The 24,369-nt window shown below is 26.2% G+C and carries 21 protein-coding genes; 17 read left to right on the plus strand and 4 right to left on the minus strand.

The window, feature by feature from the left end; genetic code table 11:
• Window positions 1–180: 180 nt before the first annotated feature.
• Both AVENP_RS02735 and AVENP_RS02740 read right to left on the minus strand, forming a co-directional pair.
• On the minus strand, window positions 181–573 hold the full coding sequence (locus AVENP_RS02735) for an ExbD/TolR family protein (protein ID WP_128357726.1): 393 nt from the start codon (window positions 571–573) through the stop codon (window positions 181–183).
• A gap of 1 nt (window position 574) precedes the next feature.
• On the minus strand, window positions 575–1,048 hold the full coding sequence (locus AVENP_RS02740; RefSeq protein ID WP_128357725.1) for a MotA/TolQ/ExbB proton channel family protein: 474 nt from the start codon (window positions 1,046–1,048) through the stop codon (window positions 575–577).
• A gap of 62 nt (window positions 1,049–1,110) precedes the next feature.
• On the opposite strand from AVENP_RS02740, the gene AVENP_RS02745 reads away from it, so the two are divergent.
• Entirely contained in the window at window positions 1,111–1,968 is an 858-nt protein-coding gene (locus AVENP_RS02745) for a 1-aminocyclopropane-1-carboxylate deaminase (RefSeq protein ID WP_128357724.1), read from the plus strand.
• 44 nt (window positions 1,969–2,012) lie between these two features.
• Window positions 2,013–3,944 (plus strand): sensor histidine kinase, encoded by a 1,932-nt coding sequence (locus AVENP_RS02750; protein ID WP_128357723.1) that lies wholly within the window; start codon window positions 2,013–2,015, stop codon window positions 3,942–3,944.
• On the opposite strand, the gene AVENP_RS02755 is transcribed toward AVENP_RS02750, so the two are convergent.
• Window positions 3,937–7,077, minus strand: a complete 3,141-nt coding sequence (locus tag AVENP_RS02755; RefSeq protein ID WP_172664198.1) for an EAL domain-containing protein — start codon at window positions 7,075–7,077, stop codon at window positions 3,937–3,939. The genes AVENP_RS02750 and AVENP_RS02755 overlap by 8 nt on opposite strands.
• 119 nt (window positions 7,078–7,196) lie before the next feature.
• On the opposite strand from AVENP_RS02755, the gene AVENP_RS02760 reads away from it, so the two are divergent.
• The 10 genes from AVENP_RS02760 (at window position 7,197) to AVENP_RS02805 (ending at window position 17,938) form a co-directional block, all read left to right on the plus strand.
• Window positions 7,197–7,706, plus strand: a complete 510-nt coding sequence (locus AVENP_RS02760; protein WP_430385353.1) for a shikimate kinase — start codon at window positions 7,197–7,199, stop codon at window positions 7,704–7,706.
• Window positions 7,706–8,998 (plus strand): histidinol dehydrogenase, encoded by a 1,293-nt coding sequence (gene hisD, locus AVENP_RS02765; RefSeq protein ID WP_128357720.1) that lies wholly within the window; start codon window positions 7,706–7,708, stop codon window positions 8,996–8,998. The genes AVENP_RS02760 and hisD overlap by 1 nt, the downstream gene beginning before the upstream one ends.
• Before the next feature lie 137 nt (window positions 8,999–9,135).
• The gene (locus AVENP_RS02770; protein ID WP_128357719.1) at window positions 9,136–9,438 is read left to right on the plus strand and encodes a DUF2018 family protein; all 303 of its coding nucleotides are present in this window, start codon (window positions 9,136–9,138) and stop codon (window positions 9,436–9,438) included.
• Between the two features lie 9 nt (window positions 9,439–9,447).
• On the plus strand, window positions 9,448–10,347 hold the full coding sequence (locus AVENP_RS02775; RefSeq protein ID WP_128357718.1) for a polyprenyl synthetase family protein: 900 nt from the start codon (window positions 9,448–9,450) through the stop codon (window positions 10,345–10,347).
• Window positions 10,348–11,670, plus strand: a complete 1,323-nt coding sequence (gene hemA / locus AVENP_RS02780) for a glutamyl-tRNA reductase (RefSeq protein ID WP_128357717.1) — start codon at window positions 10,348–10,350, stop codon at window positions 11,668–11,670.
• Window positions 11,671–11,686: 16 nt separating this feature from the next.
• Window positions 11,687–13,390, plus strand: a complete 1,704-nt coding sequence (locus AVENP_RS02785) for a proline--tRNA ligase (RefSeq protein ID WP_128357716.1) — start codon at window positions 11,687–11,689, stop codon at window positions 13,388–13,390.
• 11 nt (window positions 13,391–13,401) lie between these two features.
• Window positions 13,402–14,262, plus strand: coding sequence for a mechanosensitive ion channel family protein (locus AVENP_RS02790; protein WP_128357715.1), 861 nt, complete (start codon window positions 13,402–13,404; stop codon window positions 14,260–14,262).
• Window positions 14,237–15,634, plus strand: a complete 1,398-nt coding sequence (locus tag AVENP_RS02795) for a CCA tRNA nucleotidyltransferase (protein WP_128357714.1) — start codon at window positions 14,237–14,239, stop codon at window positions 15,632–15,634. Before AVENP_RS02790 ends, AVENP_RS02795 begins: the two co-directional genes overlap by 26 nt.
• An 80-nt stretch (window positions 15,635–15,714) precedes the next feature.
• Window positions 15,715–16,152 (plus strand): DUF3015 family protein, encoded by a 438-nt coding sequence (locus AVENP_RS02800; RefSeq protein ID WP_128357713.1) that lies wholly within the window; start codon window positions 15,715–15,717, stop codon window positions 16,150–16,152.
• Window positions 16,136–17,938 carry an Lnb N-terminal periplasmic domain-containing protein gene (locus AVENP_RS02805; RefSeq protein ID WP_128357712.1) on the plus strand — a complete coding sequence of 601 codons (1,803 nt, stop codon included), beginning with the start codon at window positions 16,136–16,138 and terminating at the stop codon, window positions 17,936–17,938. The genes AVENP_RS02800 and AVENP_RS02805 overlap by 17 nt, the downstream gene beginning before the upstream one ends.
• Window positions 17,939–17,947: 9 nt before the next feature.
• Here the strand turns inward: AVENP_RS02805 and AVENP_RS02810 are convergent, their stop codons facing one another.
• Entirely contained in the window at window positions 17,948–19,180 is a 1,233-nt protein-coding gene (locus tag AVENP_RS02810; RefSeq protein WP_128357711.1) for an apolipoprotein N-acyltransferase, read from the minus strand.
• A gap of 25 nt (window positions 19,181–19,205) precedes the next feature.
• On the opposite strand from AVENP_RS02810, the gene yajC reads away from it, so the two are divergent.
• The 5 genes from yajC to AVENP_RS02835 all read left to right on the plus strand — a co-directional run bounded on the left by yajC (window position 19,206) and on the right by AVENP_RS02835 (window position 24,352).
• Complete coding sequence (gene yajC, locus AVENP_RS02815; RefSeq protein ID WP_430385354.1) at window positions 19,206–19,475, plus strand: preprotein translocase subunit YajC; 270 nt, start codon at window positions 19,206–19,208, stop codon at window positions 19,473–19,475.
• A 78-nt stretch (window positions 19,476–19,553) separates the two neighbouring features.
• Window positions 19,554–21,119, plus strand: a complete 1,566-nt coding sequence (gene secD / locus AVENP_RS02820) for a protein translocase subunit SecD (protein ID WP_128357709.1) — start codon at window positions 19,554–19,556, stop codon at window positions 21,117–21,119.
• Window positions 21,119–22,087 (plus strand): protein translocase subunit SecF, encoded by a 969-nt coding sequence (gene secF, locus AVENP_RS02825; protein ID WP_128357708.1) that lies wholly within the window; start codon window positions 21,119–21,121, stop codon window positions 22,085–22,087. The genes secD and secF overlap by 1 nt, the downstream gene beginning before the upstream one ends.
• A gap of 631 nt (window positions 22,088–22,718) precedes the next feature.
• Window positions 22,719–23,765 carry a hypothetical protein gene (locus AVENP_RS02830; RefSeq protein WP_128357707.1) on the plus strand — a complete coding sequence of 349 codons (1,047 nt, stop codon included), beginning with the start codon at window positions 22,719–22,721 and terminating at the stop codon, window positions 23,763–23,765.
• 92 nt (window positions 23,766–23,857) lie between these two features.
• The gene (locus AVENP_RS02835) at window positions 23,858–24,352 is read left to right on the plus strand and encodes a hypothetical protein (protein WP_128357706.1); all 495 of its coding nucleotides are present in this window, start codon (window positions 23,858–23,860) and stop codon (window positions 24,350–24,352) included.
• Window positions 24,353–24,369 lie beyond the last annotated feature (17 nt).

Genomic DNA, 24,369 nt, shown 5'->3' on the forward strand with positions numbered 1-24,369 from the left:
TAAAGCGTTGAAGATATAAAATTGAGAATTCTTTAGATTGAGTGTGTACTTAAAACTAGCGTTACAAGAAAAACATAAACTATAGATGAACCCTAAACCATCTTTCAATGCAGACATTATAGCACAAAAAAAAGAAAATGTACTTTTTTGTTAGAAATTTGTTAAATTCTTTTTCTTTGACTAGTTTTTAAGTTCTTGATTTGTAACTAGGGCTAGATTTGTAAGATTATATTTTTGTAATAAATCTAAAACTTTTACTACTCTTTCATATTCTACTTTCTTATCAATCCTTACTATAACAGCTTTCTCTTTGTTTTTTATAGCTTTTAAATTATCTTCTAAAGAAGCGAATGATACTTCAATACCTTTTATTGCTAATTTATTTTGACTAAGTTCAATGAAAATTTGTTCTTCATCAATTTTCATTTCTTTTGCGTTTGCTGTTGGTAAATTCAGAATTAAGGCTAATTCTTCTTTTTTAAAAACAGAAGTTACGATAAAAAAGATTAAAAGAATAAAAACAACATCAATAACAGGTGTTAAATCTAAACCTAAAGATTCTCTTCTTTTCATGTTAATCTTGCCCAACTAGCTCTTTTTTAGCTTTTAATTCAATTCCATCAATCATTGAAATAAAATGATTGTAAGCAATTTGATGAGGAATAGCTACAATTAAACCAGCAATTGTTGTAATCAAAGCTATAGAAATTCCATTTGAGAAGATTGTAGGATCGCCTAAACCATTTTGAGTTATAGCTTCAAATGATTTATAAACTCCAATTACTGTTCCTAAGAGTCCTAAAAGAGGAGCAATAGTTGCAATATTTTTAATGATAGTTAAACCAGATTCTAGTTTTTTTACTTCATATTCAATTTGAGATAAAATTGATGAATTAACAGTTACTTTATTTTTTATCTTATTAATCATTGCATTTTTTCTTGGAAGTGTAAAAAATTTCCATAAAATAATAGTAAATCCAATTACATTTAATATAATTAAAATATAAACAATAATTCCACCCTTATCAATATAACTCATTAAATCCATGTAAACCCCAATTATTTTTTGATATTGTACAAAATTTTTGTTAATAGATGGTACAATTTTTTATGAACTATACAAATTCCCCAATTCAAAAAATCACTTTTAACAATCAAAAATATTTTGTAAAAAGAGACGATTTATTAAATCCTGATTTTTCAGGAAATAAAGCTAGAAAGTTTTATTACTATTTAATCAATGATTTCCCAAATATAAAAAAGATTGTTTCTTTTGGCTCAGCTCAATCAAATGCAATGTATTCATTATCTGTTTTATGTAAGTTAAAAGGTTTAAAGTTTGATTATTATGTTGATCATATTGCTTCATATCTGAAAGAAAATCCTCTTGGTAATTATAAATATGCACTTGAAAATAAAATGAATATAATAGAAAATGAGTTACCAACTTATTTTGATGAAGAGACTTTATTTATAAGTGAAGGTGGAGCACTAAAAGAAGCAAGTTTAGGAATTGAAATTTTAGCAAATGAGATAAAAACTTGGGCAATAGAAAATAAAATAGAAAATCTAAAAATTTTTTTACCCAGTGGCACAGGAACAACTGCTCTTTATTTACAAAAATATCTTCCTTTTGAAGTATTAACTTGTGCTTGTGTTGGAGATGAAGATTATTTAAAGAAGCAGTTTTTAGTTCTTGAAAAAGATAATCATCCCACAATTATACAAAGAGAAAAAAAGTATCATTTTGGGAAACTTTATAAAGAGTTTTATGAAATACATAAAGAACTTAAAAAACAAACAAATATAGAATTTGATTTTCTTTATGATAATTTAGGTTGGATTTGTTTTGAAAAATATCGAAACTCTTTAAATGATAAAAATAATATTTTTCTTTATATCCATCAAGGCGGATTAATCGGCAATATCTCAATGTTAGAGAGATATAAATTTAAATATGATAAATAAAATATTTATTTAAATTTTAATGAAAAATAAGATAACATCTGCAAATGTTATCAAAAAAAGAAATAAAACTTATAAAACTTATTAAATATACTCCTGCTTTAATTGTTGGTCTAGTTTGTTTAATTGTCACTATACTTATAACTGTTGAGAAAAATATAACTTTAAAACAAGATTTAGAAACTTTAAAATCTGACTACTTGGAAAAAAATAGAGAAATAATAAAAAATGAAGTTGAAAAAATTTATAACTATATTTCCCATGAAAAATTAAATAGTGAAGAAGAATTAAAAAATAATCTAAAAGAAAGAGTAAATGAAGCTTATTCTTTAAGTACTTATATTTATGAAAAGTATAAAAATAAAGAGACTAAAGAACAAGTTATTAATAGAATTAAAGATTCTTTAAGAGCAATAAGATTCAATGATAATAGAGGATATTTTTATATTTGTAATATAAATGGTATTAATATTATGCATCCAATTAATCCTGAACTTGAAAATAAATTAATTTTAGAATATAAAGATAGTTCAGGGAATTTTATTCTAAAAGATGCAATAGAAAATGCAAAAAAATCAAATGAATATTTCACAACACTTTATTGGAATAAGCCAGATGACTTAAACGCAAAATATAAAAAAATTACTTTTAATAAAGTTTTTGAACCATATAACTTTATTATAGGAAGTGGCGAATATTTAGATGACTTTGAAAATATAACAAAAGAAAAAATTTTATCTTATATTTCTAGCATTAAATATGGTAAAAATGGATATATATTTATTATTGATGAAAATGGTATTTATTTAAGTCATATAGAAAAATCTTACATAGGTTTAAATAGAGTAAATTTAAAAGATAAAAATGGAGTTATGATTACAAAAGAGATTATAAATATTGCTAAAGATGATAAAGAAGGATATTTAAAATATATTGGAACAATTAAGCCACAAACAAGACTTCCTTCTGAAAAAATAACTTATGTAAAAGGTTTTGATGATTGGAATTGGGCAATTGCAAGTGGATTTTATACTGATGAATTTGAAAAACAGATTTTAATAAAACAAGAAAATATAAAAGATAAATTTAAAATGAATTTGATAAATTTACTTTTAATTAGTTTATTACTTACTGGTATGTTTTTATTTATATCATTTTATATTTCAAAAAAATTAGAAAAAAGATTTTATAAGTATAAACAACAAGTTTTAGCACATATAAAAAAAGATAGACAAAAAGATACGATGTTAGCTCAACAATCAAAAATGGCAGCAATGGGTGAAATGCTTGAAAATATAGCTCATCAATGGAGACAGCCATTAAGCGCAATTTCAACAATTTCAACGGGAATTAAAATCCAATATGAGTATTCTGAAGTTAATAAAGAAGATGTGATTAAATCAATGAATACAATAGCTACAACAACAAAATATTTATCTCAAACGATTGATGATTTTAGAGATTATTTCAATCCAGAAAAAGAGGCTAGTAATTTTAGTTTAAGAACTATATTTGAAAAAGTTTCTGATTTACTTGAACCACAATTAAACTTAAAAAGTATTCAGTTAATTAAGGATATTGACGATGTACATATTTTTGGTGTAGAAAATGAATTTTTACAAGTAATTATAAATATCTTAAATAATTCAAAAGATGAGTTTGAAAAAAAAGAGTTAGAAAAAAGATACATATTTATTGATACAAAAGTTACTGATGATGAAATTGTAGTTATTATAAAAGATAACGCAGGTGGAATTGATGAAAAGATTATTGATAAAGTATTTGACCCATATTTCACTACAAAAGTCAAATCAAAAGGTACAGGAATAGGTCTTTATATGTCAAAAGAGATTATTGAAAAACATATGAAAGGATCTATTAGTGTTTTTAACGAAAACTATTTGTATAAAGAGAAAAGTTATATTGGTGCAATCTTTCATATAACTTTTTTTAAAAAAGATGAAGACAATATTATTTAAAGTTTTGGATAAATTTAATAAATTCTTCCTCTTTTAAGGCTTTAGAATAAATCCAACCTTGAATCTCATCACAATTTTCTAATTCTAGAAAATCCTTTTGTTCAATTTTTTCAACACCTTCTGCTATAACTTTTATTCCTAATTGTTTGGCTAAAGTAATAATAGTTCTAGTTATTGCTATGTCTTTTGAACTATTTGGTATCTCATCTATAAATGATTTATCAATTTTTAACTTATCAATTGGAAATTGTTTTAGATAACTCAAAGATGAATATCCCGTTCCAAAGTCATCAATTGACAATTTAATACCTAATTTTTTTAGATTTTTTAAAATTTTTTTAGATTCTTCAACATTTTCCATAATAAAAGTTTCTGTTAATTCTACTTCTAAAAATTTAGCATCTAGTTGTGAAATTTCCAAATTATTAAGTACGGTTTTAAAAATATCACTATGTTTTAATTGAATAGTTGAAATATTTACAGCAATAATTCCATCTATTAATAAATTCTCTTCTTGTAGTTTTTTCATAAAGGTTGTAGCAGTTTTTAATACAAAATCACCTAAAGGAATAATTAATTTAGTTTCTTCTGCATGTGGGATAAACTCACTTGGAGATATGATTCCTAAACTTTTATGATTCCATCTTAAAAGTGCTTCAGCCGCAATTATTTTGTTTGTTTTTATATCTATTTGTGGTTGATAATAAACTTCAAATTCATTATTCCTCAAAGCTTCACTTATTTGTTGTTTCATTAAAATTTTTTCAAAAATTTCACTGGTCATCTTTTTCTTGTAAAAATGATATTGATTTTTTCCTGCATTTTTTGCACTGTACATTGCGGTATCTGCTTGTTTGATTAACTCTTCAACATTTAATCCATTATCTGGAAACAAAGAAATTCCAATACTAATTGTTGTATCAAATAGATATTGTTCTAATTTTAATGGCTCCATAAAATCATGTAAAATACTTTTGGCTATTTTCTCAATATTTTTTTGTTCAATTATGTCTTCAATTACAATGATAAATTCATCACCACCAATTCTTGAAATAGTGTCATTTTTTCTTATATTTTTTTGTAATCTTTGAGCAACTAAATTGATAATTTTATCTCCAATAGAGTGTCCATAAGAGTCATTTATAAGTTTAAAGTTATCAATATCAATAAACAAAATTGCTAATTTTTGTTTTAAATCAATACTTTTATCAATAGATTTATCTAATCTTGCTTTTAACAATAATCTATTTGGCAGATTTGTAAGTGGATCATGATGTGCTAAATATTCTATTTTTTCATTTGATTTTTTGATTTTTGAAATATCCGAAAATAATGCTACATAATTTAATATTTTTCCATTAGAATCTTTTACAATGCTCAGATTTAGCCATTCTGGATAAATTTCTCCACTTTTTTTACGATTCCAGATTTCACCTTTCCAAGAACCATTTGTTTGTAATTCAAACCATAATTTACTATAAAATTCACTATCATGTCTTCCAGATTTTAATATTTTCGGGCTTTTATTTTTAATCTCTTCAAAAGTATAACCTGTAATATTTGTAAAGGCTCCATTTACAGAAATAATTTCATTATTTTCATCTGTTATTATGATTCCTTCAGTGGTATTTTCAAATACAATATCAGATAATTTTAATTTTTTTTCTATTTTTTCTTCTTCTGTAATATCTTTAAAAATGCAGTGAGTTCTTATTTCATCATTAATATTAGATATATTTCCTGTAAAACTTGCAATAAAAATATCATTATTCTTTTTTTTCATTTTTATGCGTTCGTGTTCTATATGTGTACCACTTAAAATTATTTGAAATTTTTCTTTTAAATATTCATAAGGCTCTTGCGTAAAATTTATAAATTTTTGGCCTATTACTTCATCTTTTTCATAACCTGTAACTTCAAGCCATTTTTTATTTACATTACAAATAATTCCTTTTTCATTTAATGATTGATAAGGATAAGGTGCTTCTTCATATAAAAATTTGAATTTATTTTCAATTTGTTTATTTTTATTTGAAATTTCAGAGATATTTGTAAATAGAAGTTTAATGATTGAATTGTCCAATAAAACAGTATTTAAAATTGTCAATTGAAATAAATTATTGTTAATTTCAATTATTTCATTTTCTTTAAAATCATTAAATTTGATTTTTCTATAAATTTCTTCCCATTTTAAAGCAGGAATAATAGTTGTGATATCATTATCAATTTTAATATCAAATAATTTTGCAGCTTTTTGGTTGAACCAATAAATTATTTGTTCTTCATCATCATCAAAAAGCTCAATAACTGCTTCATTTAGAGAATTAAAAGTATTTTTTACATCTTTAAGTTTTGATTCTAAAAATAAATTGTAATTCCCTTTTATATTATTTAGAATATCTTTTGAAGTAATCATAAAATATTCAAGATTTGTTTTATCAAAAATAACAGCTCTTCTTATATCTTCTTGTTTCATTTTATTTACTACATCAAATAACAACTCTTCTTTTTCAAAACTTATGATATTTTTATGCATGAATTGTTGAATATTTAACGTTGTATCAATGTGCTTTTGCGCAAGATTTATAACATCACTTTCTGTTAAAATTCCAATAGGATTTTCTTTATCAAATATCAATATAGAACCGATATTCCTTTCACTCATTAAATTTATTACAGTTTGAATATTTGATTCTTTTTGTACAAAAAAGGCTTTTGAATTATTTTTTATTAACTCTTTAACTTTAATATTTGTCTTAAATAAATCCTGCTCAAATTCAAAAATAATTTTTTCTTGAATGATTGAACCCAAATAATTATCTTCTTTATCTAAAATAAGAACTCTTCTAATATTGTGATTTAGCATTAATCCCAAAACATAATTTATCTCTCTATTTTGTTTAGATGTAATTAATTTTTTATTAGCATAATTAATTGCTTTTTGATTTAAATCTATGTGTTTTGCATACAAAAATAGAATGTCTCTTTCTGTAATAATTCCAATCGCTTTTTTTTGTTTTAACAAAATAAAATGTTTGGTTCGATTTTTAATCATTAAGTCTAAAACTTCTTGCAGTGTTAGATCAAAATTTGTAGAATCTTCTAGTGGTGAAATTAACTTAATTAAGCTCATTTTTGTCCTATTTTTCGAGAGAAATTGAGGGTTAATCATATCCAAAAAGAGCCTAATTAAAGCTAACACAATAAGTTTATATATCAAAATTTACATAACTTTAGATATAATCCCAAACTATGAAAAAGAACAATATAATATTAATAGGTTTTATGGGTGTTGGTAAGGGTACAGTAGCTCGTGCTTTGGTTAAAAAATCAAATATGTTTGCTATTGATACTGATGATTTAATCGAAAGTATGGAAAACAGAAGCATCAAAAAAATCTTTGAAGTTGAGGGTGAACCATATTTTAGAGCCTTAGAAGAAAAGACTGCTTTGTGGTTGGAAAAGAGTGTAAATAACACAATTATTTCAACAGGTGGTGGATTTTATAAGCAAGAAAATATAAACAAAATAGGAAAAGTTGTTTATCTAAAATCATCATTTCAAGGTATCTTAGACCGAATTAACGCTGCCCCAAATGCTGCAAATAAATTGAAAAAAAGACCACTTTTACAAAATATGGAAGAGGCAATGAAACTTTATAATTTAAGAGCAAAAGAGTATGAAAAAGTTGCAAAAATTATAGTTGATGTTGAAAATAAAGATATAAAAGATATTGTAAAAGAGATTTTAGGACAAATATAATGAAAATAATTAATACAAAAGATGTAAATTTTAAATCAGAATTTGATGGAATTTTAGCTCGAGCTAAAAGTGACATCAAAGGTGTTTCAACAATTGTTATGAATATTATTGATGAAATTGTTCAAGAAGGAAACACAGCTTTAAAAAGACATATTGAAAAATTTGATAAATGGGAAGTTAAATCAGATGTTGATTTAATGATAAATCCAGATGATATGAAAAAAGCTTATGACAATATTGATGAAAAATTAAGAGATGCTTTACATATAGCTTATAATAGAATCAAAACTTATCATGAGAAACAACTTCCAAAATCATGGATAGATTTCGAGTCAAATGGAACAATCCTTGGACAAAAAGTAACTCCTGTTGATAGAGCTGGACTTTATATTCCAGGTGGAAAAGCTGCATATCCAAGCTCACTTTTAATGAATGCAATTCCAGCAATCGTAGCTGGTGTAAAAGAGATAGTTGTTTGTACTCCAACTCCTGATAATGAAGTAAATGAACTTTTATTAGCTGCCTGTCACTTATGTGGAATTAAAAAAGCTTATAAAGTAGGAGGAGCTTCAGCGATTGCTGCAATGGCTTATGGAACTCAAACTATTCCAAAAGTTGATGTTATTACAGGTCCTGGAAATATTTTTGTAGCAACTGCAAAAAAACTTGTATTTGGTGAAGTAAATATTGATATGATTGCAGGTCCAAGTGAGATTGGAATACTTGCAGATGAAACAGCAAAACCTCACTATTTAGCAATTGATTTATTATCTCAAGCTGAACATGATGAAATGGCAAGTTCAATTATGATTACAACTTGTGAAGAGGTTGCGCAACTTACAAGTAATGAAGTTGAAGAGTATTTGAAAAATTTAAGTAGAGAAACAATTGCTAGAAAATCAATTGAAGATAGAGGTGCAATTATAGTTGCCTCTTCAATGGAAGAAGCACTTGAATTAATGAATGAAATTGCTCCTGAACACTTAGAAGTTATGACAAAAAATCCATTTGAATTATTACCATTTATTAAACATGCAGGTGCAATTTTCTTAGGTGAAAATACTCCTGAACCAATAGGTGATTATTTAGCTGGTCCAAATCATACACTTCCAACTGGAAGTACAGCTAAATTTTATAGCCCTTTAAATGTAGAAAATTTTATGAAAAAAAGCTCAATTATTAATTTTTCAAAAAATGCAATAAATGAATTGGGTGAAGCGTGTGCTTTATTAGCAGATACAGAAGGATTAACAGCTCACGCAAAAGCTGTTAGAGTTAGATTAGAAAAATAGATATGAATAGGCTTTATTCTTAAAGCCCTTTAGGTTTTTGCTACTTTTTAAGGATTTTTTACAAATCCTGTTAAAAAAGTAGAAATTAAATGAAATAGGTTCCCTTTTAAAGAGGAACGATTTAAAAGGAGATAAATATGTCAATGTTTGGCGATTGGTTTAGTGAAGATGAAGATGATATTTTTATGGGAAGCCCAAAATCTAAATTTTTTGATGTTTCAAGACAAGCTTCAAAAGAAATAGTTGAAGAAGAGACTGATAAAATAATTGAGAAATTAGCTGTTTTAGAAATGATTATTAGTGAAGATAAAGGTGAAAATTTTGATATTAATGAATTTATCAAAGAATATACTTTAGAAAACTATGAAAAAGTAAAAGCTATGAAAAAAGGTCTTTATGTTGAATTTACAGGTGAAATAATCTGTAGATTAGATTCATAAGGTCAAAAAGTGGAAGAGTTACAACAAGTAAAAGAACAAATAAAAAAATTTGTAGAAGTTTGTAATGACAAAAAAAGTTTAGAACTTTTAGATATGTTAGCAACTGGAAAAATGTTACGTTCTAAACTTATTTTGAAAATTGCTGGAATAAATGAAGAGAGTATTAAACTTTGTGCTGTTGTTGAGATGATTCATGCAGCTTCTCTTTTGCATGATGATGTAATTGATGATGCAGATACAAGACGTGGTCAGCCTTCAGTTAATGCACTTTATGATAATAAAACTTCTATTATGTTTGGAGATATTTTATACTCACGTGCATTTACAGAACTTTCTCAAATGGATAAAAAGGTTGCTTATACAATTTCAAATGCTGTAACACTTCTTAGTATTGGTGAAATGATAGATGTTGATTTAACAAATAGTTTTAACAAATCTTATGATTTATACCTTGATATGATTTATAAAAAAACAGCTTCTTTAATAGAAGCATCAGCAAAAGCAGCTGCAATCTTAGCAGGACTAGATGTTGATAAATATGCCTTATATGGTAAAAATCTTGGACTTGCTTTTCAAATGATAGATGATATTTTAGATATTACTCAAGATAGTGCAACTCTTGGAAAACCAGCAATGCATGATTATATTGAGGGCAAAGTTACAATTCCATATTTATTACTTCATGAAAGAATTGAAGATAAAACAAAATTAGAATCTTTATATAAAAAAGAGTTGACTCAAGATGAGAGTTCTTGGATAAAAGAGCAAATGAATATTACAAATGCTCTAAACGATTCAATTTTACAAGCTAAAGCTATTGGAAACGAAGCTATAAATGCAGTAATTGATGAAAAAGATAGTCAAACTCTTGTGATGATTATGAAAGCTATGATAGAAAGAGAGTTTTAGATGAGTTATTTAGTAATTAGTTTTTCTCACAAAAATATTGATATAAAAATGAGAGAAAAACTGGCTTTTAACGGCGAAGAAGATAAAGATAGATATTTAAGACAAATATTAGAAAATGAACATACAAAAGAGGCTGTAGTTTTATCAACTTGTAATAGAGTTGAAATAGTTACCAGATCTTCAAATGTAAAAAATAGTGCTAAAAATATTATAGAAAAACTATCTGCATATTCAGGTTTAGATTTTGATACTTTATATGATAGAGCTGATATTTACGATAATGATGGAGCCGTTCATCATCTTTTTTCAGTTGCGTCTGCTTTGGATTCTTTAGTTATTGGTGAAACACAAATTGTTGGACAGTTAAAAGATGCTTTTAGATTTTCTCAAGCAAAAGGACATTGTTCAACAAATATAACAAGAGTTATGCATTATGCTTTTAAATGTGCTGCAAATGTTAGAAATGCTACAAGTTTAGGAACTGGTTCAGTTTCTGTGGCTTCAACAGCAGTTGCAAAAGCTAAAGAAATTATTGGAAATACAAAAGGTGTAAAAGCACTTGTAATTGGTGCCGGTGAGATGAGTGAATTAACTATCAAACACTTGATTTCATCTGGTTTTGATGTCGTTCTTACAAGTCGTGATATAAAAAAAGCTCAAAATTTAGCTAGTACTTTTCTCGAAGAGAGTGCTAAAGCACAAGAAGTAAAAGTTGATGTTAAACCATATAGTGAATTAACAAATTTATTAGCACAAATTCCAGTTATGATAACAGCAACTTCAGCTCCATATCCAATTATTACAAAAGAGAATGCTCCAAGTAGTTTAATTAATAGATATTGGTTTGATATTGCAGTTCCAAGAGATATTGATGAAAATATTTCATTGAGTGGATTGGAAGTTTTCACTGTTGATGATTTACAAGATATTGTAAATGAAAATATGAGTTTACGAGCGGAACAAGCAAAAATGGCTTATTCAATTGTGAGTCGAATGTCAATGGAATTTTTTGAGTGGTTAAAATCTTTAGAGATTGAACCTGTAGTAAAAAATCTTTATCTAAAAGGTGAAACAATCATCGATAAAAAAGTTAAAAATGCAATAAAAAAAGGTTATATAAGAGCAGAGGAAGAAGAAAATATTAGAAAACTTTGTCAAACTGTAATCACAGAATATTTACATAATCCATCAAAACAATTAAAAGATATTTCAAAAAATATGGAGTGTGATTTAGTTGTTTCAACTGTTCAAAATATGTTTGCATTAAATAAAGAATCAAACATACCAAAAAAATACAAATGTGACCATCTAACAAAAAATTAAAATAGGAAAATAATCAATGAAATTTAGTAAAATGTTTATCCCAACAACTAAAGAAACACCAAATGATGCGACATTACCATCACATCAATTTTTATTAAGAGCTGGATTTATTGCTCAAACAGGAGCTGGAATTTATGATTTTATGCCTATGGGAAAAATTGTTTTAGATAAAATTAGAGCTGTTGTAAAAGATGAAATGGATAAAGCAGGAGCAAATGAAGTTCAATTTGGTTTTGTAACTCCTTTATCTCTTTGGGAAGAATCAGGACGAGCAAATACTATGGGAAATGAGCTTTTAAGATTTAAAGATAGAAAAAATACAAATTTTGTTTTATCTCCTACAAATGAAGAAGCTGTTGTAAATATGGTTAAAAATAGAATTACTTCATATAAAGATTTACCAATTCATCTTTATCAAATTAATACAAAATTTAGAGATGAAGCAAGACCTAGATTTGGTCTTATGAGAGGTAGAGAATTTTTAATGAAAGATGGATATTCTTTTCACTCTTCAGCTGAAGATTTAGTAAGAGAATTTAATCTTATGGAAGAGACTTATAAAAAGGTTTATACAAGACTTGGTTTAAATTTTAGAGTTGTTGCTGCTGATAGTGGTGCAATTGGTGGAAGTGGTTCTAAAGAGTTCCATGTAATAGCAGATTCAGGTGAAGATACAATTGTTGTATGTGATTCTTGTGATTATGGAGCTAATATTGAAGCAGCAACTAGAAAAGCTGTAACAAAAGAGAAACTAGAAACAATTAAAATTGAAAAAATCGAAACTCCAAATTGTAAAACAATAGACGAAGTTAGCAGTTTTTTAAATGCTGATTCTTATTACTCTATGAAAGCTGTAATCAAAAAAGCTGTTTATGAAGATAAAACTCAAATAGTAGTTTTCTTTGTAAGAGGTTGTGATGAATTAGAAGAGACTAAAGCTTGTAATTCAGTTGCTGCTTTAGAATTAGCTGATGCAAATGAAGATGATTTAAAAGATGCTGGTTTAGTTGCTGGATATTGTGGAATTATTGATTTACCTAAAAATGTAAAAGTTGTAGTTGATAATGAACTACAAGGGGAAAATAATTTAGTTTGTGGAGCAAATGAAGAAAATTACCATTTAAAAGGTGTTGATTTAACTGTTTTAGAATTAAATTATGCTGATTTAGTTGCTGTTCAAGAGGGTGATATTTGTGCTTGTTGTGGTGGAAAATTATCTTATACAAAAGGAATTGAAGCTGGACATATTTTCCAATTAGGAACAAAATATTCACAAGCTATGAATGCGAACTTTTTAGATGAAAATGGAAAAGCAAAACCTTTTGTTATGGGATGTTATGGAATTGGAGTTTCAAGATTAGTAGCGGCTGTAATTGAGCAAAACCATGATGAAAAAGGTTGTCTATGGACAAAAGAGACTGCACCTTTTATGGTTGATATTATAGTTTCAAACTCTAAAAAAGAAGAAGAAGCAAGTGCTGGTGAAAAAATCTATGAAGATTTAAAAGCAGCTGGAGTTCAAGTACTTTTAGATGATAGAATAAATGCTAGATTTGGTTTTAAAATGGGAGATTTTGAACTAATTGGTTTTCCTTATGCTGTTGTAATTGGTAAAAAATTAGTTGATGGTTTTGTAGAAGTTGTAGATAGAAAAACTTTAGAAAAAACAGATGTAAAAATAGAAGATGTAGTTTCTACAATAATTGAATTAATTAAATAATAGGAGAAAATTTGGAAAAAGAGTTAGAAAAAAACATAGATGGTATAACAAAAAGTATAACTTCATATATTCCAGATAATATTGTTGAAATTATTAGCAGTTATACTTTTTCATTATTAATGGCTTTATTAATTTTTGTTATTGGTAAATGGGCTGTTAATAAAATAGTTGGACTATTCGGGAAAGTTTTAAGAAAAGTAAAAGGAATGGATGAAACTCTAATTAAATTTTTAGAGAATATCGTTTATTACGCTTTGATGATTGTTGTTCTTTTAACATCATTAGGAAAACTAGGAGTTGAAACAACTTCATTTTTAGCAATTCTAGGAGCTGCTGGTCTTGCTATTGGTTTAGCTTTAAAAGATTCTTTAGGGAATTTTGCTTCAGGTGTTATGATTATTTTATTTAAACCTTTAAAAGTAGGAGACTTTGTTACAGCTGGTGGAGTTACTGGAACTGTGAGTGAAGTTGGTATTTTTAATTCTGTTTTTATAACAGGTGATAATCAAAAAATTATTGTTCCAAATGGATCAATCACAAGTGGAACAATCACAAATGTAAATGCTTTTGATACAAGAAGAGTTGATTTAATTGTTGGTATTGGTTATGGAGATGATATTAAAAAAGCAAAAGATGTTTTAAATTCAATCATAACTTCAAATGAAAAAGTTTTAGTTGAAAAAGGTATTACTGTTGCAGTTTCAGAATTAGCTGATTCATCAGTAAATTTTGTAGTTAGAGCTTGGGTTAAAACTCCTGATTATTGGGATGTGAAATTTGCTTTAACTGAATCAATAAAAATTACATTTGATAAAGAGGGTATTTCAATTCCATATCCTCAACAAGATGTACACCACTATAATAAAATTTAATCTACCTTCTATTTTAGAAGAGATTTTAAATGACCTACAAAAAATTGGTGCAATTCCAATTTTAGTAGGTGGAAGTGTAAGAGATCACTTTTTAAATATTCCAGTAAAAGATTACGATGTAGAAATCTTTGGAATAGACTGCTTTGAAACAATTGAAAAATGCCTACAAAAATATGGTTCTGTTAAATTAGTTGGAAAATCATTTGGAGTATTAACTCTTAGCGTTGATGAGTATGATTTTGATTTTGCACTTCCAAGAAGTGAAAAAAAAGTTGGAAACTCACACCAAGACTTTGAAATAACAACAAATGCCAAACTAAGCTTCAAAGAGGCCGCTTTAAGAAGAGATTTTACTATAAATGCAATAGGATATGATTTTTCACAAAAAGAGTTTTTAGACCCCTTTGATGGAATAAATGATTTAAAAAATAAAACTATAAAACATATAAATGATAAGACTTTTATTGAAGATAGTTTACGCGTTTATAGGGCTGTGGGGTTTGCTAGTAGATTTAATTTTAAACTAGAAGAAAAAACTAAAGAACTTTGTAAACAAATAGTTTTAAGCAATGAATTAGAGTATTTACCAAAAGAGAGAATTTATGAAGAGTTTAAAAAACTCTTTTTAAAATCATCAAAACCCTCAATTGCTTTTGAACTAATGCGTGAGTTAGGAATTTTAAAATATTTTCCTGAATTAGAAGTTTTGATAAATTGTATTCAAGATAAAGAATATCATCCTGAGGGTGATGTTTGGATTCATACGATGATGTGTATTGATGAAATGGCTAGAATTTTAAAAGAAGAAAATATAGAAAATGAATATAGAAAGTTATATTTATTTTATGCAATACTTTGTCATGATTTAGGAAAACCTTTTTGTACTCAAGAGATAAATGGAAAAATAACTTCTCACAAACACGAATCTTTAGGAATAGAGCCAACAATTTCTTTTTTATCAAAACTAACAAATGAAAAAAAATTTATAGAGATAGTTTGTTCTTTAGTGAAAAATCATTTAGCACCTTTTCAACTATATTTAGCGGAATCATCATTAAAAGCAATAAAAAGATTATCTTTAAAGGTAAATATTGAAGATTTGTGTTTAGTTTGTTTGGCAGATTGTTTAGGAAGAACTATTTTAGATAAAGAGAAATGTCCAAAGGCAACTTCTTGGCTTTTAGAAAAAGCAAAAGAGTTAAATATAGAAAATAAAGCAATAGAACCTTTAATTCAAGGAAGAGATTTAATAGCTTTAGGTTTTAAACCATCTAAAAAATTTAAAGAGATTTTAGAGTTTGCATTTGATTTACAATTAGATGATAACTTAGAAAAAGAGTTCATTATTAATAAAATTAAAGAAAAATACTAAAATAATTATTTATTTCACTGCTATTTAAGTCTTATTTAAATCAATTACAATAGAATAAATCAAACTTTTAAGGAGAAAATATGAAAAAAATTTTAAGTTTAGTAGCTGTTATTGGATTAACAACATCAATCTATGCAAATGACAACACAGGTTGTGGGTTAGGTTCACTAATAATTAAAAAACAAGATACTGTAGCATTACAAGTATTAGCAGCAACTACAAATGGAACTTCAGGAAGTCAAACTTTTGGAATTACAAGTGGAACATCTAATTGTTCTAAACCAAATAACTATGTATCTAATGACAAATTAAATAGATTTGTTTCTGAAAATATGGATGAATTAGCATTAGATATTTCAGCAGGTCACGGTGAAACACTAGCTACTGTTGCAAAACTTATGAATGTTGAAGATAACGCTGCATTTTCTTCAAAATTACAAGCAAATTTCACTAGTATTTATTCAAGTGAAAATGTAACTTCTGCAACTGTTATTGATTCAATTGCTAAATATATGTAATTTTTTTAATAGAAAAAGTAAGTATTTTTTACTTACTTTTCTATTTTTTACTTCTTGTTTTGCATCTTCATCTACAAACACTTTTATTGAACAAACAAAGCTTTATGAAAATCCTTACTGGGCAAAACTTCTACATTATAGAAATGGAAAAAGTGAAGTAGATTCAGATAACTTTTTTATATCAAAAGATGGAAAAACTGATTTAAAAAAAGAGTTATTTGAAACTATAAATTCTTTAGAAAATGGTAAAAATGATATTTTATGCAGATTTCCACTAAGAGTTAATTGGTTAAAAGAAAATATTCCTCAACTTGAAAAAAATATAATTCAATACTCTTGTGCACAATTAGATGAATATCTAAACGCAATGAATGCAAAACATGTAACTATGGTTTTCCCAACAGCTCACATAAATTCTCCTGCTTCAATGTATGGGCATACATTTTTGAGAGTTTCATCAAATGATGATACACCTTTAATTTCAAATGCAGTTAATTATGCAGCAAAAACAGATGATACAAATGGATTGATTTTTGCGTATAAGGGTTTGTTTGGAAAGTATGAGGGAAGATATTCAATTTTGCCATATTATGAAAAAATAAAAGAGTATAACAATCTTGAGCAAAGGGATATTTGGGAATATGATTTAAATTTAAATCAAGAAGAGGTAAATAGATTAGTATTACACGCTTACGAATTAAAAGATTCATATTCAGATTATTTCTTTTTTAAAGAGAATTGTTCTTATAATATTTTATGGTTATTAGAAGTTGCAAGAGATGATTTAGATTTAGTTAGCCATTTCACTTTTAAAACAGTTCCTTTGGATTCTATAAAAATTTTAAAACCATATGATTTAATAAAATCATCAAATTATCGTTATTCAAGTATGAAAAAGATGAAAAATATTTTAGAAGAAAAAATACAAAACAAAGAGTATCTAAAAGCTTTTGTAGATAAAGATGAACCCTTAAATGAAAATCTAAGCCAAGAAGATAAAATCTCTTATCTAGATTTTAAAATCTCTTATTTACAATATCAAAGAGCAAATAATGATTATGATAAAAAAGAGTATTTAGAAAAATATTTAAAATTATTAAAACAAAGGAGTGCTTATAATAGTGCTTCAAATTATGAGATAAAAACTCCTTTTAATCCATTATATTCTCACGATTCTGCAAGAATTTCTATCTCTTATGATTCAAGTGATAGTTTTGAATTAAGTTTAAAACCAGTTTACAACGATATTTATGATATTAGTGATGGATATTTAGCTGGAGCTTATATTGATTTTTTTGATTTAGGTATAAAAAAAGAAAAAGATAAAAATATAAAACTAGATAGATTTACTCTACTAAAAATAAAATCACTAGCTCCACGAGATATGTTTTTTAAACCATTATCATGGGGAATTGATTTAGGATATGAGCATTTTAAAGATCAAAGTGATTATCTAAAAATAAAACCAGAAATGGGTCTTACTTTTGGAGATGAAAAAGATTTTATTTATATGATGATTGGCTCAAATATTTATTATAAAGATAGTGATCAACTATATTCAGCTGGTTCAACTTTAGGGTTTATTACAAATAGATTTGAAGATTTTAAACTAGGAGCATCTTACTCTTATGATAAATACAATAAAGACTTAGAAAATAATCAAGTTGAACTATTTTTAACTTATAAATTAGAAGAAAATTCTGCTTTAAATATAAAATATATAAATGATGATTTGTATGAAAAAGATAAAGAAAGAGTTAAAATAGGAATTTCTTACTATTTTTAACTCTGATATTTATGGTCGATAAATTTTATTATCAGTTCCATTTACCACATGGAAGATATTAATATTATATTTTCTTGAGTAATATTTTAAAAGAATATCTTGTAAAGTTGGCTCAATTGAAGGCGTAAACCAAGCATTATTTGAAATAACAATCATAAATTTTGTATCACCTAAGTTTTCAAATATTTTATCTGTAGTTGCTTCATAACAAATGGCATTTCTAAATTTCTCACCTTTGATTATAAAATCAGTTGGCGCACTAGCTTTTGAATAATCTTGCGCTCCATTATAAAAAATCTTATTTATAAAATCTACAATAAACTTAGGAAAAGGAATTTCTTCTCCAAAAGGAACAAGAACTACTTTTTTAGCTATTCGGATTTCACCTTTACTAAAATGGTAAGAGGCATTATAAATTTGATTATCTTCAACCAGTAAAGCCCCTGTTATAATATCAATTTTGTATGACAGTTCTTTTAATCTTTCCAGAAGTAATTCATTTCTATTTAAAACAGTTGTAAAGGCAGTTTCTGGCAAAACAACTAAATCTTTTTGTAAATTTATACCATTATTAATTTGTTCAAAATTTTGTTCATCAAGAGTTGCTTTATAATTTTTATCCCATCTCAAATTTTGATTTACATTCATTTGTGGCATATAGATTTTTGCAATAGGATTTTGAATATATTCACCTTTTGGTAGATTTAAAGTAAATAAAAGAGGAATAATTGCTAATACTTTAAATCTTTTTAGTTTAATTACAAAATAAAAAGTTACTAATACAAGAAAAAAATCAAGTTTACTAATACCAATATATGAATCAACAAATAAAAGTTCAAATTTCATCCAATTAAAACCAAAAGGTGCAAAAAATGTAAATGCAAAAATTGCTAATATTCTAAAAGTTAATCTATCAAAAAAAGCAAAAAGATAAAAAATTATTGCATAAACGATACCAATAAAGATTAAAATAACAGGTGTTAAATAAACTAAATCATAATACTGAAGGCTAACAGCCATCCACCAACACCACAAAACCCCTGTTAAAAAACCACTTATTAATAGAGCTTTTTTAGGAATAATTAGTAAAAAATATAAAGCAGAAAGTCCTAAAATTGTATTTAAAATTTTAAATTCAATATTAAAATAACTCAAATATATGAAAGAACTTAATAAAATAGAGCTGATGAAGCCTTTTATTATGAAGTTTTTGTTAGAATAATCGCGTTTTAGAAAAAACATAATAAACTACTTTTTAAAAGGAAATTTGATGAATACAGATTTAATAAGCTCATTGCTACCTCTAGTTGCATTGTTTGCGATTTTTTACTTTTTGATTATCAGACCACAACAAAAACAAGCGAAAGCTCATAAAGATATGGTTAGTAATTTAAAAAAAGGTGACAAAATTGTAACAAATGGTGGCTTAATAGTAGAGGTTGCAAAAGTTGAAGAAACTTATTTTGTAGTAAAAAACAGTGATAACACTGAAATGAAACTTATGAAAGAGTTTGTTGCTAAGCTTTTAGAAAACTAATATTTTCAAAATTTTAAGATATGTAAACTTTACATATCTTATAACTTCAAATTTCATACCTAATTTAAGGAAAAAGAATTGAAAATCTTTAATTATAGACTTATAATTTTTGCATTAAGTATTATTTTTGGTATTGTTTTCTCAATCCCATCTTTATTGCAAACTGATACAGGAAAAAAAATAGCCCTAGGACTTGATCTTCAAGGTGGATTACATATGCTTTTAGGTGTTAATACACAAGAAGCAGTAACTTCAAAAATCAAAACAATTGCAACTTCAGTAAAATATTTTTCAGATGATGAAGAATTATTAATAGATGGACTTTCAATTGATAATGATAGTGTAATTTTTACATTACTTGATAAAGATGAAGTTTCGAAAATGGATGAAATGTTAAACAAAATAAAAGGTTTAGCGATTTCAAGAGATGAATTAAAATATACTTTAAAATTAACAGCTGAAGATATAGCTAAAACAAAAGATTTAGCAGTTGTTCAAGCAGTTGAGACTATTAGAAATAGACTTGACCAATTTGGTTTATCAGAACCTTCTGTTTTAAGACAAGGTGATACAGATATTGTTGTAGAGCTTCCTGGAATTAAAACAGCTGAAGATGAAAAAGCTGCACGTGAACTTATTTCAAAACCTGCAAATCTTGAATTAATGGCAGTTAATGAAGATAAAAATGACCAAGTGTATACAATGACTTCTTCTCAAGCTGCTGCTTATGGGGATATTATTTTAGAAGATACAAAAAATTCTAAAATTAAATATTTAGTAAAAGAGATTCCAATTTTAAATGGATCTCAAGTAATAGATGCTCAAGTTGCTTTTGACCAATCAAATCAAGCGATTATTAATTTTACACTAAATTCAACTGGTGCTAGAATTTTTGGTGAATTTACATCAAAAAATGTTGGTAAAAGATTAGCTGTAGTTTTAGATGGAAAAGTTTATTCAGCACCAAATATCAGAGAGAGAATTGGTGGTGGAAGTGGACAAATTTCAGGTGGATTTACAGTTCAAGAAGCTGGAAATGTTGCAATTGCTTTAAGAAGTGGTGCATTACCTGCAACTGTAACATTACTTGAAAAAAGAAGTGTTGGCCCATCTTTGGGAGCTGATTCTATAAAAGCTTCTTCTATTGCTTTAGTTTCTGGTTTTGCATTGGTATTTGTTTTTATGATTATTTATTATAGACGAGCAGGAATAGTTGCAAATATTGCACTTGTAGCAAATATATTTATTATTATTGCGGTAATGGCTATGTTTGGGGCAACTTTGACACTTCCTGGAATGGCTGGAATCGTACTTACTATTGGTATGGCTGTTGATTCAAATGTAATTATCACTGAAAGAATTAGAGAAGTATTACATGAGGGTGCATCTGTTGCAAAAGCTTTAGAAGATGGATATTCAAATGCAATGAGAGCTATTATAGATTCAAATATTACAACTTTATTAGCTGCAATGATTTTATATGCTTATGGAACAGGACCAATTAAAGGGTTCGCAATTACTATTTCTATAGGTATCTTAACTTCAATGTTAACTGCAATTTTAGGAACACATGGTATGTATGAAGCACTATTACCTAAAATAACTAGAGATAAAAATCTAAAAAAATGGTTTGGAGTTAATTAATGGAAATTTTTAAAACAGAAAACATTTATGATTTAATGGCTAAAAGAGTTGCTTTTTTAAGTTTCTCTTCTATCCTTGTTATTGCATCAATCATTTTGCTTTTAACAAAAGGTTTAAATTTTGGAATTGATTTTGCTGGTGGTACAATTGTTCAAGTAAAATATGAAAAAGCAGCCCCAATTGATCAATTAAGAGATATTTTAAAAGAGACAAAATATTCAAATGCAGTAATCAGTGAATTCGGAACATCAAATGAAGTTGTTATTAGAATTACAGGAAGTACTTCAAATTTAACAAATGATATTGGTGATGAAATGAATGTAATTTTAGCTCCAACTGGAAAGTTTGAGATTAGAAGAGTTGACATGGTTGGGCCAAAGGTTGGTGGAGAATTAAGAGAAAAAGGTCTAAAAGCTTTATTCTTTTCTTTAATTGCAATGCTAATTTATGTTTCTTATAGATTTGAGTGGAGATTTGCAGTAGCTTCAATTTTGGCTTTACTTCATGATGCTACAATTGCTATGGGAGCTGTAAGTTTATTTAATGTAGAAGTTAACTTAGATATCTTAGCTGCAATTTTAACACTTCTTGGATATTCGATTAATGATACAATTATTGTATTTGATAGAATTAGAGAGAATTTACAATCAACGAAAGATACTCTTTTAGAAAATGTTATAAATATTTCAGTTACTAAAACTTTATCAAGAACAACACTTACATCTTTAACAGTGTTATTCGTTGTTGCAACATTATTGTTTTTTGGTGGAGAGATTATTTACGGATTCTCATTTACTCTGTTTGTTGGAGTAATTGTAGGAACATATTCATCAATTTTCGTAGCTTCAAGTTTCTTAGTTCAATTAAAATTCTCAATTGAAGATTTCAAAGCTAAAGAGGCTGAAAAATTAAAAATTGCTAAAGAAAAAGCTAGAAATAGAGCTATGTATGAGCAAGGTACGATTTAAAAATAGGTAGTTTTTAACAAATTAAAATTTATGTTTTTATAAAGGAGAGAGTTTTTTGACTCTCTCCTTTTTTTATTGATTAGTTTTACGATGGATATTGTGGATTTGTTTGTTGTGATGCTTCTTACTTTTTCTTTTTAGTAAAGAAAAAGTAAGCAAAAAGAAAAGCGTATCGAAAAATGTACTTTTGGGGATTTTTTTCAATCGTCACTAAAATTTAAAAACTCGACTCCGTACCTCCGTCTCAAACAGTTTAAATTTCTTAATGCTTCTCAATCAAAAAATCTAATCCCAAAAATACAAATCGATACAAATTCCTGCTCATTTAAATCATCAAAGTTTCAACAATTTTTTTCTCTATAAACAAAGAAATATTGGCGTACAAAATGTGAGCATTTTCAAAATAGCGTTAAGAAAAATCTATATAAATTCGTAAAGAAATTTGATTTGTTTGAAGACTGAGGTACGAAGTCAAGTTTTCAAATTTTAGAATTTGTATAGATTTTTTAGCTATTTTGAATCCCTGCGAACGCTTTTCTTTTGCTAACTTTTCTTTACTAAAAAGAAAAGTAGAATCCTCAAAGAATAAGAAATGTATAATCTAATTTAAAATAATCAACAAAAGAGATTTATGGAAGAAAAACAAACAATAAATAATATACGATTAACCAAAATTCTAGAAGAAAAAAAGAAACATAAGTTTGATGATTGCATCTTTAATAGTGATATATCATTATCTAACCTTAACCGAAAATTGGAATTTAATAATTGTGTATTTAAAAATAAATTCACAATTTCTAAAAAGAAGAAAAAAATTACTTCTTTCATTGGATGTAAATTCCAAGAATTAAGACTTGCGAATGTAGATATAAAAAATACTATAAAATTTGAAAATTGTGAGATAGAAAAATTTATATTAAAAAATGTAGATTTTGAATTTATCTTTTCTTTTATTGAAACAAAAGTGAATAAGAAAATTGAATTAGACCATGTAGAGTTTTCAGAAGAAGCTTTTTTTAATGAATCAATTATTAATGATAAATTAGATCTCACAAAAACTATATTTTATAAACAAAAGAATTTTTATAAATTAAAAACAGAAGTTGTAAACCGTGAAACAGCAAGAATAATAAAAGACTCTTTTGAACAACAAAACAACATAATAGAAGCAAATAAATTTTATGCTTTGGAAATGAAAGAAAGAGAAGAAGAGTTAAAACAAGATAGAGAAGAAGGTAAAAACTTTTTTGAATGGCTAGTTTTTAAAATTCATGGATTATCTTCTAATCATTCCCAAGATTGGGTTTTATCCCTATTTTGGATTTTATCATTTTCATTTGGATATTCATTTATGTCTTGTGTAAATAAACTACTTGATACAAAATTAGAATATATTTTAACAGATACTTTTATTTACTTATTTGTTATATATACAAGTATTTTGATTATTAACTATAAAAAAATGAATAAATTTTTTCTTACTGGATTATTTTATATTTTCTATGTATATTTATCAAAAGATTTTACATTACAAACATTTTCAAATAATTTAAATCCATTTTCAATAATGACAGAATTTTCAGAATTAAACTTTAGTACAATGATTTACAAAATCACAATCGCATATCTAATATACCAATTAATAATCTCAATAAGACAAAATACAAGAAGAAAATAATTTATTTTAGCCTTGAAGCAAGGCTAATTTAAGAGGTACTTTTGATATAATAAAGTTTATGTTTACACAAACACTCATTATAAGAAGAAAATATGCAAGAACAAACTCATAACACAAATCTATACCAAAAAATAAAAGAGAAATTTGATTTAATTACCTCAAATAACGGTAAAAATTGGCTATTAGCATTAAACTGGATTTTGTTAATTGAACTATTCTCTACAGTTTTAGAATATAAGTTTATTGATGTATCAAAAAAATTTGTTGTGTATATGCCAAGTAGTATTCAAAAAGAATTACTCATAGCCATTATGATAGTTCTTTTAATTTGGTATAGCATTTATAATTTTATTTATATGAAAAAAGAGCAATTTTTTATTTTTACACTATATCTTACTATTTGCATCTATCTTTTTATTACAGATGATTTGTCTTTTAATCTTTTAGCTCACAATTTGAATCTTTTTGAATTGACAATAGATGGTTTTGGTTTTTATTTGATTATTCAATTAATTTTAAAATTCATTATATTTTATTTGATTTATAAAATGATAGTTGCCTTTAGAAATAGAAACAAGAGTATATAGCTTTATATAGGCAAAAA

This window comes from Arcobacter venerupis (genome assembly GCF_013201665.1).
GTDB classification, from domain to species: Bacteria; Campylobacterota; Campylobacteria; order Campylobacterales; family Arcobacteraceae; genus Aliarcobacter; species Aliarcobacter venerupis.